The organism is Pseudomonas sp. MWU15-20650 (genome assembly GCF_023242475.1).
Taxonomy (GTDB): Bacteria; Pseudomonadota; Gammaproteobacteria; order Pseudomonadales; family Pseudomonadaceae; genus Aquipseudomonas.
Map to the genome: position 1 here is coordinate 93,735 of NZ_JALJFG010000008.1, position 13,702 is coordinate 107,436.

The 13,702-nt window shown below is 59.9% G+C and carries 11 protein-coding genes; 3 read left to right on the top strand and 8 right to left on the bottom strand.

Features of this window, described 5'->3' with window-relative positions; genetic code table 11:
* The first annotated feature begins 9 nt into the window (after positions 1-9).
* Genes M5B43_RS09795 through M5B43_RS09805 form a run of 3 tightly spaced genes read left to right on the top strand, consistent with a single transcriptional unit; the run spans position 10 to position 4,299 of the window.
* Positions 10-1,134, top strand: coding sequence for a GNAT family N-acetyltransferase (locus tag M5B43_RS09795; protein WP_248749911.1), 1,125 nt, complete (start codon positions 10-12; stop codon positions 1,132-1,134).
* The gene (locus tag M5B43_RS09800) at positions 1,134-2,912 is read left to right on the top strand and encodes a HAMP domain-containing sensor histidine kinase (RefSeq protein ID WP_248749912.1); all 1,779 of its coding nucleotides are present in this window, start codon (positions 1,134-1,136) and stop codon (positions 2,910-2,912) included. Before M5B43_RS09795 ends, M5B43_RS09800 begins: the two co-directional genes overlap by 1 nt.
* Complete coding sequence (locus M5B43_RS09805; protein WP_248749913.1) at positions 2,902-4,299, top strand: sigma-54 dependent transcriptional regulator; 1,398 nt, start codon at positions 2,902-2,904, stop codon at positions 4,297-4,299. Before M5B43_RS09800 ends, M5B43_RS09805 begins: the two co-directional genes overlap by 11 nt.
* A 496-nt stretch (positions 4,300-4,795) precedes the next feature.
* Here M5B43_RS09805 and M5B43_RS09810 read toward each other — a convergent pair whose 3' ends face one another.
* The 8 genes from M5B43_RS09810 to glpD form a co-directional block, all read right to left on the bottom strand.
* Complete coding sequence (locus M5B43_RS09810) at positions 4,796-5,134, bottom strand: GlpM family protein (protein WP_248749914.1); 339 nt, start codon at positions 5,132-5,134, stop codon at positions 4,796-4,798.
* On the bottom strand, positions 5,134-6,471 hold the full coding sequence (locus tag M5B43_RS09815; RefSeq protein WP_283099431.1) for a sigma-54 dependent transcriptional regulator: 1,338 nt from the start codon (positions 6,469-6,471) through the stop codon (positions 5,134-5,136). The genes M5B43_RS09810 and M5B43_RS09815 overlap by 1 nt, the downstream gene beginning before the upstream one ends.
* The gene (locus M5B43_RS09820) at positions 6,468-8,369 is read right to left on the bottom strand and encodes a sensor histidine kinase (RefSeq protein WP_248749915.1); all 1,902 of its coding nucleotides are present in this window, start codon (positions 8,367-8,369) and stop codon (positions 6,468-6,470) included. The genes M5B43_RS09815 and M5B43_RS09820 overlap by 4 nt, the downstream gene beginning before the upstream one ends.
* A 157-nt stretch (positions 8,370-8,526) precedes the next feature.
* On the bottom strand, positions 8,527-9,261 hold the full coding sequence (locus M5B43_RS09825; protein ID WP_003188952.1) for an amino acid ABC transporter ATP-binding protein: 735 nt from the start codon (positions 9,259-9,261) through the stop codon (positions 8,527-8,529).
* Positions 9,258-9,929: an ABC transporter permease subunit gene (locus M5B43_RS09830; protein ID WP_248749916.1), complete on the bottom strand. Its 672-nt coding sequence runs from the start codon at positions 9,927-9,929 to the stop codon at positions 9,258-9,260. The genes M5B43_RS09825 and M5B43_RS09830 overlap by 4 nt, the downstream gene beginning before the upstream one ends.
* A complete protein-coding gene (locus M5B43_RS09835; protein WP_003208731.1) occupies positions 9,929-10,675 on the bottom strand; it encodes an amino acid ABC transporter permease in 747 nt (248 codons plus the stop codon). Before M5B43_RS09835 ends, M5B43_RS09830 begins: the two co-directional genes overlap by 1 nt.
* 194 nt (positions 10,676-10,869) lie before the next feature.
* The gene (locus M5B43_RS09840; protein WP_248749917.1) at positions 10,870-11,796 is read right to left on the bottom strand and encodes a glutamate/aspartate ABC transporter substrate-binding protein; all 927 of its coding nucleotides are present in this window, start codon (positions 11,794-11,796) and stop codon (positions 10,870-10,872) included.
* 314 nt (positions 11,797-12,110) lie between these two features.
* Entirely contained in the window at positions 12,111-13,649 is a 1,539-nt protein-coding gene (glpD, locus tag M5B43_RS09845) for a glycerol-3-phosphate dehydrogenase (RefSeq protein ID WP_248749918.1), read from the bottom strand.
* Positions 13,650-13,702 lie beyond the last annotated feature (53 nt).

Genomic DNA, 13,702 nt, shown 5'->3' on the forward strand with positions numbered 1-13,702 from the left:
GGACGCGACGTGATCACCGCTCAAGCCTTCTCGACCATCCGGGCTATCCAGCGCAGTGCCTGGAACGACTGTTTTCCCGGGGCCCTGGAGGATTGGGACTTTTACGTCGCTGTGGAAAATGCGGCTATCGATGATTTCAAATGGCGTTACCTGGCTGTCTACGAAGATGAAACGCTGGTGGCGGTTGCCGCCGCGTTCATCACTCATTATCGCCTCGACACGACAGTGTCGGGGGCCGGCAAGCGCTTTACCGAGCGCCTGGAGCGACTGTGGCCGGGTGTTTTGCGATTGCCCCTGTATGCCATCGGCTCCCCGATAGCCGAGCGTTGTGACGCGGGCGTCGCGCGCCATGTGCCCGAGGTGCGGCGGCCGCTGTTGCTCAAACACTTGCTGCAGGCTGCACGCCAGGACGCCAACGCGTTCGGCATTGGCCTGGTGGCGGTCAAGGACGTGCCGACCAACGATGCGCAATGGGCCGACAACTGTCGCCTCGCGGGCTTCCAGAGCATGCCGAGCTTGCCCAGCGGTTTGTTGACGGTGCCCTTCGGTTCGGTGGACGCCTACCTCGGCTCGTTGTGCAAATCGACCCGCAAAGACCTGCGCCGCAAACTGCGTGCGCCGGGACCACGGGTTGAGTGGCGGCACAACATTGATGATGTGCTACCCGACATCATGCGCCTGTATGAAGCCACGCTCAGCCGTGCGGATCTGCAATTCGAACGCCTGCCGGCCAGTTACTTCACCGGTATCCTGGAACAGCTGGACGAGCGTGCGGTCTGTGTTCTGTATTGGGTGGAGGAGCGCCTGGTGGCGTTCAACCTGGTGCTGCTGGACCAGCATCGCTTGATCGACAAGTTCTTCGGGCATGACAGTGAGTTCAGCCGTGAGTACAGCTTGTACTTCAGGTGTTGGCTGACCAACGTCAATTATTGTATCCAGCACCATATTCCCGTGTACGAGTGTGGTCAGGAGGGGTACGCCAGTAAGCTGCGCCTGGGTTGCGAGTTCCAGGGCAACAGCATGTTTTTCCGTCACCGTAACCGGCTGGTCAACGGCCTGCTCAAACTCGTGAAAATGTATATAAGACCGGATCGATCCGACCCTGCCATGGCTGCCGTGATAAGCGAAACCTGATGATTACCAAGACCCGCCAGAAAGCTCGCCCCTTTGCCATTTCGCGCTGGAGCGTCCAGCGCAAGCTGGTGCTGGCGTTCTGGTTGGTCAGCGTCATTCCTACCATGATTGCGGCCGAGCTGGCGGCGACCACGCTGTCGCAGATCTTCGATAGCAACGTGCGGATCTGGCTGCAAGAGTCGACCAAAATCGTCAAGGACGAGATTGGCGACATCCTTCACGACAACGCGCGCATGGCCAAGCTCTTCCTGCGCTACACCAGCCCGCCTTCGAACCGGCAGGCCGCCAAGCATGACCGGCTCACCGCCGATATCGCCGAGGCCACTGATATAGACGTGGTCTCGCTGATTCGCGCCAGTGACCACAAGATCATGTTCAGCACCGCGCCCGACGATGTCGTCAAGCAGATCAACCTGACCAGCAACGCGGTGCTGCAAACCATCCAGGTGGCGGGCGTGAGTACGGGCCTGGTGGTCTCGACGTTCGAAACGACTCAGGAGGGTGTCGACTACCTGCTCCTGGTGGCCACTTATCTGGACAGCAGCTTCCTCACCAGCGTCGCGGATGTGCACTCTCTCGACCTGCGCCTGTACCTGGCCAACCCTACGGGCTTTTCCGAGATATTCTCGACCCAGCGTTTCGATAACCATCCTTCGCGTATCCCGAAGAACGTCGAAACGGCGATGCGCGCCACCAAACAGCCGAGCGAGCAGTTCACCAACAATTACAGCGGTTTGTATTGGCCGATCTTCAATGATGCCGGCGACCTGCAAGGTGTCATCTTCAGTGGCCTGCTGCGCCATACCAGCCTCGTGGGGCTGGTGAACCAGAGCAACCTGTTTGTGCTGATTTTCTTGCTCAGCTCGGCGTTATCCCTGGGCGCCGGCGTGTTGGTTTCTCGACGTCTGACCAAGCCCCTGCGGGACTTGTCCCAAGGGGTAGACGCTGTCATTTCAGGCCATTATGAACACCGCGTGTTGGTCAGCGGCGGCGATGAACTGGCGCAATTGAGCAGCACCTTCAACCACATGACCGAGCGACTGGGGGAGTTGCATCACCTTGAAGCCCAGTTGCGCCGCCGTGACCGGCTGCACGCCCTGGGCGAAGTGGCCATGGGCCTGGCCCACGAAATTCGCAATCCGCTGGGGATCATCAAGACCGCCACTCAATTGCTGCACCGCCGCGCCGACCTGCCGGAAACCGACAAGCGCCACCTGGAATACGTGATCAGCGAGGTCAGCCGCATCAATGACCTGATCACCGAGTTTCTTGATTTCGCCAAACCCAATCCACCCTTGCGCGTGATGCAGGCGGTGCGCCCGGTGGTGGAAGAAATCCTCGGTTTTTGCCGCCCGGAACTGGCCACCCATAACATCGATGCGCAAATCGATGACCAGGCGCCGGGGGCGACGATCTATGCTGACGCCAAACAGCTGAAGCAGGCATGCCTGAACCTGATCCTCAACGCCATTGATGCGATGCCCGACGGTGGGCGCCTGACCTTGGGCATTCGCAGCGTGGACGACAACACGGTGATCAGCGTCGCCGACACCGGCCAGGGCATCCCGGCAGATATGATCGAGCGCATCTTCACGCCCTTTGTCACCACCAAGGCGTCGGGCACCGGGTTGGGTCTGGCCAAAGTCTATTCGATCATGGAAAGTCACAACGGCAGCATCGAATGTGCCAGTGAGAAAGATGCCGGCGCCACCTTCAGCCTGTACATTCCGGCGCAAGGTGAAGACGACGGCGATGATGAGGAAGGTCATGACGCATAACGTATTGGTAGTCGATGATGAGCCCAAGCTGTGTGACTTGCTGTCGTCGGCCTTGAGCCAGAACGGTATCCAGGTCTTCACCGCGAGCAACGGCCTGCACGCCCTCAAGGTTCTGGAGCAGGAAGACATCGACCTGGTGATCAGCGACTGGCGCATGCCGGGCATGGACGGGCCGGCGCTGCTGGCCGAGATAAAAGTTCGTTTTCCCGAGTTGCCGGTGATCGTGATGACCGCCTACAGCACGGTAAAGAATGCAGTGCAGTCGATGCGCAATGGTGCCTATGACTACATCGCCAAGCCGTTCGATATCGACGAGCTGGACATCACTGTGGCCAAGGCCCTGCAGTTTCGCGACATCATGCGCGATAACGCGCGCCTGCGCGCAGAGCTTGACCAGCACGCACAGTTCGACAGCCTGGTGGGCGACAGCCCCGCCTTTCGCCAGGTGTTGCATGCGATCGACTCGGTACGTGACAGCAATGCCACCGTCCTGCTGACCGGTGAAAGCGGCACCGGCAAGGAAATGGTCGCGCGCGCGATCCACAAGCATGGCAGCCGGGCTGACAAACCGTTCGTAGCGGTCAACTGCGCCGCCATTCCCGAAGGCTTGCTGGAAAGTGAAATGTTCGGCCACCGCAAAGGTGCCTTTACCGGCGCCGTGGCCGATCGGGTAGGGCGCTTCATGCAGGCCGACAAGGGCACGCTGTTTCTCGACGAAGTCGGTGATATGCCCCTGGCCTTGCAGGCCAAGATCTTGCGCGCCTTGCAAGAGCGGGTGATCGAGCCCGTGGGCGACCCACGCGAACGCAAGGTGGATGTGCGGGTGATTGCCGCCACCAATAAAAACCTGCTGGACGCGGTGGCCAACAAAGAATTTCGCGAAGACCTGTATTACCGCCTGAATGTCTTCCCGATCCCGCTGCCGGCCTTGCGCGAGCGGATGGAAGATATCGTGCCCCTGGCCCGACACTTCGCCCAGACCTTGAGCGCGACCGCGGGCAAACGCATCACCGGCTTCAGCCCCGAGGCGTTACAGGCCATGGCTGCGTATCACTGGCCGGGCAATATTCGCGAGCTGCAAAACTGCGTGGAGCGCGCCACCATCGTCGCGGCCAAGCCAGTGATTGAAGACATCGACTTGCCGGCTTACCTGTTTGCCTCAAAGCCGGTTGAAGGCGGCGTGACAGCGATGCTCAGTGATGGGCCGGGAGTGCCGCAGGACCTGGATGCGGCGCTGGCCGAGGTCGAGAAAGCCTACATTCTGGCGGCCTTGAATGAGAGTAACGGCGTACAGGCCGCGGCGGCGTCGAAGATCGGAATTTCCGAGAGGAGCTTCTGGTATCGGTTGAAAAAATTGGGCATCCAGGTCGACAAGATCGTGCGCTGACACACGGTGGTCCAAAATGTGGGAGGGGGCTAGCTCCCGATAGCAATGGATCAGCCAGCTCTTCAGTGGCTGACATACCGCCATCGGGAGCAAGCCCCCTCCCACATTGCTTTGCATTCCAACCCTTGCGGATCAGTGGCCGCTGGCCTTGGCCCCAAACACAGCCGGCACTGCCTGGCGCTTAATGCCTGACCACACAAATCAAATGTGGGAGGGGGCTTGCTCCCGATAGCAATGGATCAGCCAGCTCTTCAGTGGCTGACATACCGCCATCGGGAGCAAGCCCTCTCCCACATTGCATTCCAACCTTTGCGGATCAGTGGCCGCTGGCCTTGGCCCCAAACACAGCCGGCACTGCCTGGCGCTTAATGCCTGACCATACAAATCAAATGTGGGAGGGGGCTTGCTCCCGATAGCAATGGATCAGCCAACTCTTCAGTGGCTGATATACCGCCATCGGGGGCAATCCCACTCCCACATTATTTATTGCACAGTGTCAGGTGTGGACGCGTACCCACACGCTTACCAGCACTGTCGCCGCCATCAACCACGCCACCGCGGCGACGGCCAGCGATGCCTCAAGTCGCATCCGATCAACCATCACATACAGCGTCGACAGGTACACAAAGTACGGAATGATCGACCACATCCCAAACAGGATGGTGGTCTTCAAATCCTCCATCGAGCGACTTTTGCCGACGATGTAGTGTGCGATCAACGCAAAGGTCGGAAACAGCGGCACCAGCCCCGCGATGTAATAGTTTTTGGTCTTGGCCAGCGCCGCCAGGATCAACACCACCGCCGCGCCCAGGGCGGCCTTCAAAAAAAGATCCATCAGTGACTCAATCCGTATTTCCTGACCTTGTCGAACAGGGTGGTCTTGGCCATTCCCAGTTCCTGGCTGGCCTGGGTCAGGTTGCCGCCACTGCGTTGCAGGGCGTCGTTGAGCAGGTTGCGTTCGAAGGCTTCGACCGCTTCGGTAAAGGCCAGGCCGTGATTGCCGCTGCTGGTGCCGCTTTTCTTGAAGGCGGGCAAGCCCAGGGCGAAGCGCTCGGCGACGTTGCGCAGTTCGCGCACGTTGCCTGGCCAGTCGTGGCTCATCAGGCTCGACACCGTCTGGTTATCCAGCTCCGGCAAGGTGCGATCGAAGCGTAGCGACGACTGCTGCAGGAAGTGTTCGAACAACTGCAGGATGTCCTCGCGGCGTTCACGCAGGGGCGGCAGTTCCAGGGTCACCACGTTGAGGCGGTAGTACAGGTCGCTGCGGAACTGGTTGGCGCGGCTCAGTTCATCAAGGTCGGACTTGGTGGCGGCGATGACGCGGCAATCCACCGCCACGCTCTGGTTCGAACCCAGGCGCTCCAACGTACGCTCCTGCAACACCCGCAGCAGTTTGATCTGCAGGTTGATCGGCATGCTTTCCACTTCATCGAGGAACAGCGTGCCTTCGTGGGCGTGCTCGATCTTGCCGATCCGGCGTTTGCCGGCACCGGTAAAGGCGTTGGCTTCGTGGCCGAAAATTTCGCTTTCGAACAGGTTCTCCGGCAGCCCGCCGCAGTTCAGGGCGACGAACTGGTGGGCGTGGCGCCGGCTGAAGTCATGCAGGCAACGCGCGACCAGCTCCTTGCCGGTACCGGTTTCACCTTCGATCAGCACGTTGGCCGACGTGTCGGCGACGTTAGCGATCAGTTCGCGCAGGTTTTGCATGGCGGGGGAACGGCCGATGATGCGGCCTTCCAGGGAGTCGCGCTCCGCCAGCTGGCGGCGCAGCGACCAGACTTCCCGCGCCAGCCCACGTTGCTCCAGGGCGCGGCGAGCCACGTCTACCAGGCGTTCGGGCGAGAAGGGTTTCTCCATGAAGTCGTAGGCGCCGTTACGCATGGCGCCGACAGCCATCGAGATGTCGCCATGGCCGGTGATCAGCACCACCGGCAGGCTTTTATCCAGCGCCTTGAGGCGGGTCAGCAGCTCCAGGCCATCGATGCCCGGCAGGCGAATATCGCTGATGACAATGCCGGCAAAGTTCTCGCCGATACGGGTCAGCGCTTCTTCGGCACTGCCCACCCCGACGCTGGGAATGTCTTCCAGTGCCAAGGCTTGCTGGCAGCCGAGCAGCACATGGGGGTCGTCCTCGACGATCAGGACGGTGAGGCCTTTAGGATCTGTATTCATGTCGACTCAGCTTTTTGAGCGCCCGCCAGCGGCAGGCTCAGGACGAAGGCGGTACCACCACTGGCCGGGTGTTCCACGGCCAGGTTACCGCCGGTGGCGGCCGCGAGGCTGGCGGAAAGCGTCAGCCCCAGGCCCAGGCCCTGTTCCCCAGGTTTGGTGGTGAAGAACGGTTCGAACAAATGTTTGCGCGTTTCGGGGTCGATACCATGGCCATTGTCGCGCACGAGCAGGCGGTATTTGCCATCGCTACTTTGGCCTTCCAGCCACAATTGTGGCGCTGATTGTGCCTGCATCGCATCCAGGGCATTGCTGATCAGGTTGACCAGAATCTGCTCCAGTCGTGTTTGGTCGATCTGCAGTTGGGCATTGGCAAAGTCGCGTTGTACGGTCAGCGGCAGGCCGTCCAGGCGTGCGCCGAGTACTTGGAACGCCGCATCCACGGCCTTGCCGAGGTTGGCTTCGCCCTGGTCGTCACCGCGCCTGGCAAAGGAGCGCAGGCTGGCAGTGATGCGCCCCATGCGGTCGATCAGTTCATTGATGGTCTTGAGGTTGGTGCTGGCGGTATCCAGGGCCCCGCGCTCCAGAAAGCGCACCGTGTTGCCCGACAGGGTACGCAGTGCGGCCAGTGGCTGGTTCAGTTCGTGGGCGATACTGGTGGACATCTGGCCGATGGCGGCGAGTTTGCCGGCCTGTACCAGTTCATCCTGGGCGCGGCGCAGGGTTTCCTCGGCCTGGCGTCGTTCGCGGATCTGGCCCTTGAGCCGCTCGTTGCTGGCACGCAGGTCGGCGGTGCGTTCGGCAATCCGCCGTTCCAGTTGGTTGTTGGCTTCCTGCAAGGCTTCCCGCGCGGCGAGGCGGGTGGCAATGACTTTGCGCCGCTCATTCCAGGCAATCAGCAAGAAGGCGACCAGGCCAAAGGCAACGGCCACCAGAATGCCCTGGTTGATCGCAGCACGACGCAGGTCGTTGAGCGGCGTGAGGAGGGTGAAGTTCCACGGTGTGTCATTGAGCGGGCGGGTTTGCGCCAGGTAGCTGACTTCGTGCGCGTCGTTGACCACTTCGCTGTTGGCCGGGAAGGTCAGTTTCTCGCTGCCTTCGTTCAAGCGCTCGCGGGCCAGGGGTTCCAATTCGTTGAGCGTCGCCCAGTAATATTGCAGGCTGTGGGCCAGGCGGTCCTTGGTGTCAGCGCTCAACGGTCGTATGGCCTTGAGGCGACGGGCGGGGTCGCTGGACAGAATGATGATGCCGTTCTCGTCGCTTACAAAAGCTTCCAGGCGTGCGCGTTGCCAGCGTTCTTCCAGGGCTTCGAGGCGGACCTTGACCACCGCCACGCCGATGATCTTGCCGTGCTCTTCGAGGCCATGGGCCAGGTAGTAGCCGGGTTCGCCGTTGGTGCTGCCGATGCCATAGAAGCGACCGGGGTGGCCACGTACGGCATTCTGGAAATAGGCACGGAAGGACAGGTCTTCACCTTGGTAACTGTCAGCATCGCGCCAGTTACTGGTGGCCAGTACACGGCCGGTGGTGTCCATCACGTAGATGGCCCGGCTGCGGCTGCGTCGGTTCAGGCCCTCCAGGTAGTCGTTGACCGTCTTGCGGGTTTCCTGGTTTGGATCTGCCAGCAATGTAGAGACGCTGGATTCCAGCTCAAGGAGGCTGGGTAGATAGGTGTATTTGCTCAGTTCGCTTTCGACGGTGCGGGCGTGCAGTTCCAACTGGCGTTCGCCGTTGTCGCTGAGGGTGCGGATGCCATAGTACTCACTGACCCAGAAGCCGATATAACCCAAGCCGACCATCAGGGCGATGATCAACGGCGGCAGGAACAGTTGGCGTATCAGGCGAGGCTTCACGGCAAGTGATGGCGGCGCGGCGCGATAGGGGTTGGGGTCGCATTTCATCACAGATGCCTTGGGTCAGCTACTTCTCGCCTGCCAACTGTAGGAGCGAGCTTGCTCGCGAAAAACTCAAAGGCACCGCGGTAATCCTGGGTACACGCGTTATCGTTGTCGTCTTTCGCGAGCAAGCTCGCTCCTACAGGGGAGAAGCGAGTTGCTTTTAGTGCTGCAGGATTTTCTCAAGGAAGTGCTGCGCGCGTTCGGAGCGAGCGCTGATGTCGCCGAAGAACTCTTCTTTCGGGCAGTCTTCGATGATCTTGCCGGCGTCCATGAAGATCACGCGGTCGGCCACTTTGCGGGCGAAGCCCATTTCGTGGGTCACGCACATCATGGTCATGCCTTCGTGGGCCAGTTGCACCATCACGTCGAGCACTTCGTTGACCATTTCCGGGTCGAGGGCAGAGGTCGGTTCGTCGAACAGCATGACGATCGGGTCCATGGCCAGGGCCCGGGCAATCGCTACACGTTGCTGCTGGCCGCCGGACAGTTGGCCCGGATGCTTGTGAGCGTGGGCCGACAGACCCACGCGATCGAGCAATTGCAGGCCCTTCTTGGTGGCTTCTTCCTTGCTGCGACCGAGCACCTTGATCTGCGCAATGGTCAGGTTTTCGGTAATGGTCAGGTGCGGGAACAGCTCGAAGTGCTGAAACACCATGCCCACGCGCGAGCGCAGTTTCGGCAGGTTGGTCTTCGGGTCGGCGATGGAGGTGCCGTCGACCACGATGTCGCCTTTCTGGAACGGTTCCAGCGCGTTCACGCATTTGATCAGGGTGGACTTGCCTGAGCCGGAGGGCCCGCACACCACGATCACTTCGCCTTTCTTGACCTCGGTGCTGCAATCGGTCAGCACCTGGAAGTCGCCATACCACTTGTTGATATTCTTGATAGAGATCATACGGCAAACCTTTTTTGCAGACGCTTGACCAGCAGCGAGGCGGAAAAGCTGATGATGAAGTAGACGACACCGGCGAAGATCAGGAACTCATTGGAGCGGCCGATGATGTCGCCGTTGGAGCGGGCGGAGTTGAGGAAGTCCACCAGGCCCACGGTGTAGACCAGCGAGGTATCCTGGAACAGGATGATCGATTGTTGCAGCAGCAACGGGGTCATCTTGCGGAACGCCTGGGGCAGGATGATCAGGCGCATGGTCTGGCCATAGGTCATGCCCATCGCCTGGGCTGCGCCCATCTGGCCCTTGGGAATCGACTGCACGCCAGCCCGCACGATTTCACAGAAGTATGCGGCTTCGAACATCATGAAGGCCACGACGCAGGAGGTGAACGCACCGATCGGGGTGTCTTCGCCGGTGATCCAGCGCAGTACGAACGGCACCGCCAGGTAGAACCAGGTGATCACCAGCAGCAGTGGGATCGAGCGGAAGTAGTTCACATAGGCGCCGGCCAGGCGCGACAGCAGCTTGCTGGACGACAGGCGCATCAGCGCGAGGATCGTGCCCAATGCGATGCCGCCGACTACGCCCATGACCATCAGTTGCAGGGTCATGACCATGCCGTTCCACAGGCCCGGGATAGCGGGGATGATACCGCTGAAATCGAAGTCCATTATTTACCCCCCACGGAGATCAGGCCGGGCACGGCGACTTTCTTCTCGACCACGCGCATCAGCAGCATCAGGCTCATGTTCAGGGTGAAGTAGATCAGCGTGGCCAGGGTGAAGGCTTCAAACAGGTTGGCCGAGAACTCGGCGGTCTGTTTGGTTTGTGCCAGCAGTTCCATCAGGCCGATCAAGGACGCCACGGAGGAGTTCTTGAACACGTTGAGGAATTCCGAGGTGAGCGGCGGAATGATGATCCGATAAGCCTGGGGCAGCAGCACGTTCCAGTAGATCTGCGGCAGCTTGAAGCCCATGGCGCGCGCGGCAGACTCCTGGCCACGCGGCAGCGCCTGGATGCCGGTACGCACTTGTTCACACACACGGGCGGCGGTGAACAGGCCCAGGCACACCACGACGCTCAGGTAGGCCGAGGTGGTCGGGTTGAGGTCTTGTTTGTACCAGTCCTGCAGGTTTTGCGGCAGCAGGTCGGGTATCAGGAAGTACCAGATAAACAGTTGAACCAGCAGAGGCACGTTACGAAACAGTTCCACGTAGCAGGTCGCGATGCCCGATACGATGCGGTTTGGCACGGTGCGCATGACCCCCAGAATGGAGCCCAGCAGCAAGGCGATAATCCATGCCACGACAGCGATGGCAATGGTCCAGCCCAAGCCGGCGATGTACCAGTCGAGATAAGTCTCGCTGCCCACGCCGGTGGACTTGAAGAACACGCCCCAGTCCCAGTTGTAATTCATTAGGGTCTCCCCTCGAGATCGATCGATGTACAAGTACCCGCATGGGGGAAGATCCCTTCCCGCCCGACGTTGAACGCCAGGCACACGCGATCGGCTCGAAAACCGCCAGGTCGAGTGTTCCAAATTAAAGCCAGCAGGTAGTAACAGATGCCTGAGGGAGAGTGGCTCCCTCAGGAGATAAGCTTAGTCAGGTATCAGATTTTTACGTCAGGCGCTGGCTTGTCGCTTGGGTTAGCGATCAGCTCCTTGACCTTTTCGCTCATCGGGAAGTTCAGGTTCAGGCCTTTTGGTGGAACCGGGCTCTCGAACCATTTGCTGTAGATCTTGTTGATTTCGCCGGATTTGTACAGGGCGGTGATGGCGTCATCCACGGCCTTCTTGAACGCTGGGTCGTCTTTGCGAACCATGCAAGCGTAGGCTTCAAAGGACTGCGGAGTACCGGTGATGACCCAGTCGTCCGGCTTCTTGGCCTTGGCTTCTTCACCGGCCAGCAGGGCGTCGTCCATCATGAAGGCGACAGCGCGGCCGCTTTCCAGCATCTGGAAGGACTCGCCGTGGTCTTTGGCGGAGATGACGTTCATGCCCATCTGCTTGTCGGCGTTCATCGCCTTGATGATGCGCTCGGACGTGGTGCCGGCGGTGGTCACCACGTTTTTGCCTTTCAGGTCAGCAAAGTCGGCGTAGGACGGCTTGCCGTCCTTGTCTTTCTTGACCAGCAGGCGGGTGCCGATTTCGAAGATGTTGACGGTGAAGTCGACCTGCTGGGCGCGTTCGGCGTTGTTGGTGGTGGAGCCGCACTCGATATCCGCGGTGCCGTTCTGGATCAGCGGGATACGGGTTTGTGAAGTGACCAGGTTGTACTTGGTCTTCAGGTCGGGTTTGTTCAGGTCTTTTTTCAGGGCTTCAACGATAGCCAGCTGAATGTCATGGGAGTAGCCCACAGGCTTGCCCGAACCATCCGCGATGTAGGAAAACGGAATGGAGCTGTCGCGGTGCGCGAGAGTGATAGTGCCGGAGTCGTTGATTTTCTTCAGTGTGCCGGTGAGTTCGGCGGCGAAAACTGGAGTGCTGATCAGAGCAGCAGCGATAGCTGCGCCCAAGATATGGGGAACGATGCGCATCAATACTTCCTCGACATTTGTTTTTTTTATGAAGCCAGTTAGACGGCTCTCTTGTACAGCGAATGTCCGTGACGGCTCCTGAAGCGTCATGGGCAATCGTCAGGAAGTGTAGAGCATGAGTCGTGCCATATCGGAAATAAAAGGTTAACTATATGATTTATATAGAAATTAACTTTATGTTTCGATTGTTTTTCATGCGTGGGGTACGGCAAACCGAATCGGACAGCAGGTTGCGTTCGGAAAACCGAATAGGGCTACGGGTATACAAAAGCCCCTGGGCCTTGCGGCGCAGGGGCTTTTGTACGGCCTGTCGATCAGGCTGCTTGGAACTTGCTACGGTTCTGCTCAACCTTGGACAGATAGCGTTGCACGTTTTCCTGTTCTTCCGGGGTGGTGAACAGGCCAAGCTTGGTGCGGCGCCACAGGACATCCTGGGGCTGGGTCGCCCACTCTTCGGCGCACAGGTAATCGACTTCGCGGGTGTACAGGCCACCTCCCAAGTGGTCGCCCAGGTCGGCCAACGATTGCACGCCTTCCAGCAGGCGCCAGGTGCGGCTGCCATAGGTGGTGGACCAGCGGCGCGCGATCTCGCTTGGTACCCAGTCGTACTTGGCGCGAATCGCCTCGGCCAGCGCTTCTGGTGTCGTCATGTTTTCGCCGCCGGGCAGGCTGGCCGTGGCGGTCCAGCTTGGGCGCATCTGTGTGAAGTAGGGGGCCAGTTGCGCCATCGCCGACTCGGCGAGTTTGCGATAGGTGGTCAACTTGCCACCGAACACCGACAGGATCGGCGCTTCGCCGTTAGCGCCGGACAGCGCCAATGTGTAGTCGCGGGTGATGGCTGACGGGTTGTCGGATTCGTCGTTGCACAGCGGGCGAACACCGGAATAGGTGTGGACGATGTCGTCACGGCTCAACTGCTTTTTGAAGTGGGCATTGACCACGTTGAGCATGTAGTCGGTTTCACCTTCGGTAATCGCCACTTTCGCCGGGTCGCCGGTGTACTCGCGATCAGTGGTGCCGATGATGGTCAGGTGGTTCAGGTAGGGAATGGTGAAGACGATGCGCTGGTCTTCGTTCTGCAGAATGTGCGCATGCGCGCCTTCATACAGTTTCGGTACGATCAGGTGGCTGCCCTGGATCAGGCGGATGCCGTAGGGCGAATCGAGCTTGAGATCGTCCTTGATGAACTTGGCAACCCATGGGCCTGCGGCGTTTACCAAGGCCCGGGCACGGATCGAGAACAGGCTGCCATCGGCGCGTTCCATGTTCATTTCCCACAGGCCATTGCTGCGATGCGCACTGGTGCAACGGGTCTGGGTATGGATATGTGCGCCTTTTTCGCGGGCGGCCATGGCATTGAGTACCACCAGGCGGGCGTCATCGACCCAGCAGTCGGAATATTCGAAGCCTTTGGTGATCTCGCTCTTGAGCGGGCTGTCGGGGCCGAACTTGAGGCTTTTCGAACCGGCGAGTTTCTCGCGCTTGCCCAGGTGGTCATACAGGAACAGGCCGGCACGAATCATCCAGGCCGGACGCAGGTGCGGGCGGTGCGGCAGCACGAAGCGCATCTGCTTGACGATGTGCGGGGCCTTGGCCAGCAGCACTTCACGCTCTGCCAGAGCTTCGCGCACCAGGCGGAATTCGTAATGCTCCAGGTAGCGCAGGCCACCGTGGATCAATTTGCTGCTGGCGGAGGACGTGTGGCTGGCCAGGTCATCCTTTTCGCAAAGGAATACCGACAAACCGCGACCGGCTGCGTCTGCTGCAATGCCGACGCCATTGATCCCGCCGCCGATAACGGCCACGTCATAGACTTCGGCAAGCGGTGGAGCAGGCAAGGTAGAAGGGTTCATCGGCTGGCCTCGCGATCTTTTCGTATTGGAATTCGAACATTAATGTTCATTTG

Excerpts from the sequence above, each read along its gene's own strand:
- M5B43_RS09825 (WP_003188952.1), bottom strand. The coding sequence starts at position 9,261 with ATGATCTCTATCAAGAATATCAACAAGTGGTATGGCGACTTCCAGGTG.
- M5B43_RS09835 (WP_003208731.1), bottom strand. The coding sequence starts at position 10,675 with ATGAATTACAACTGGGACTGGGGCGTGTTCTTCAAGTCCACCGGCGTG.
- M5B43_RS09830 (WP_248749916.1), bottom strand. The coding sequence starts at position 9,929 with ATGGACTTCGATTTCAGCGGTATCATCCCCGCTATCCCGGGCCTGTGG.
- M5B43_RS09815 (WP_283099431.1), bottom strand. The coding sequence starts at position 6,471 with ATGAATACAGATCCTAAAGGCCTCACCGTCCTGATCGTCGAGGACGAC.
- glpD (WP_248749918.1), bottom strand. The coding sequence starts at position 13,649 with ATGAACCCTTCTACCTTGCCTGCTCCACCGCTTGCCGAAGTCTATGAC.
- M5B43_RS09820 (WP_248749915.1), bottom strand. The coding sequence starts at position 8,369 with ATGAAATGCGACCCCAACCCCTATCGCGCCGCGCCGCCATCACTTGCC.
- M5B43_RS09840 (WP_248749917.1), bottom strand. The coding sequence starts at position 11,796 with ATGCGCATCGTTCCCCATATCTTGGGCGCAGCTATCGCTGCTGCTCTG.
- M5B43_RS09810 (WP_248749914.1), bottom strand. The coding sequence starts at position 5,134 with ATGGATCTTTTTTTGAAGGCCGCCCTGGGCGCGGCGGTGGTGTTGATC.
- M5B43_RS09800 (WP_248749912.1), top strand. The coding sequence starts at position 1,134 with ATGATTACCAAGACCCGCCAGAAAGCTCGCCCCTTTGCCATTTCGCGC.
- M5B43_RS09805 (WP_248749913.1), top strand. The coding sequence starts at position 2,902 with ATGACGCATAACGTATTGGTAGTCGATGATGAGCCCAAGCTGTGTGAC.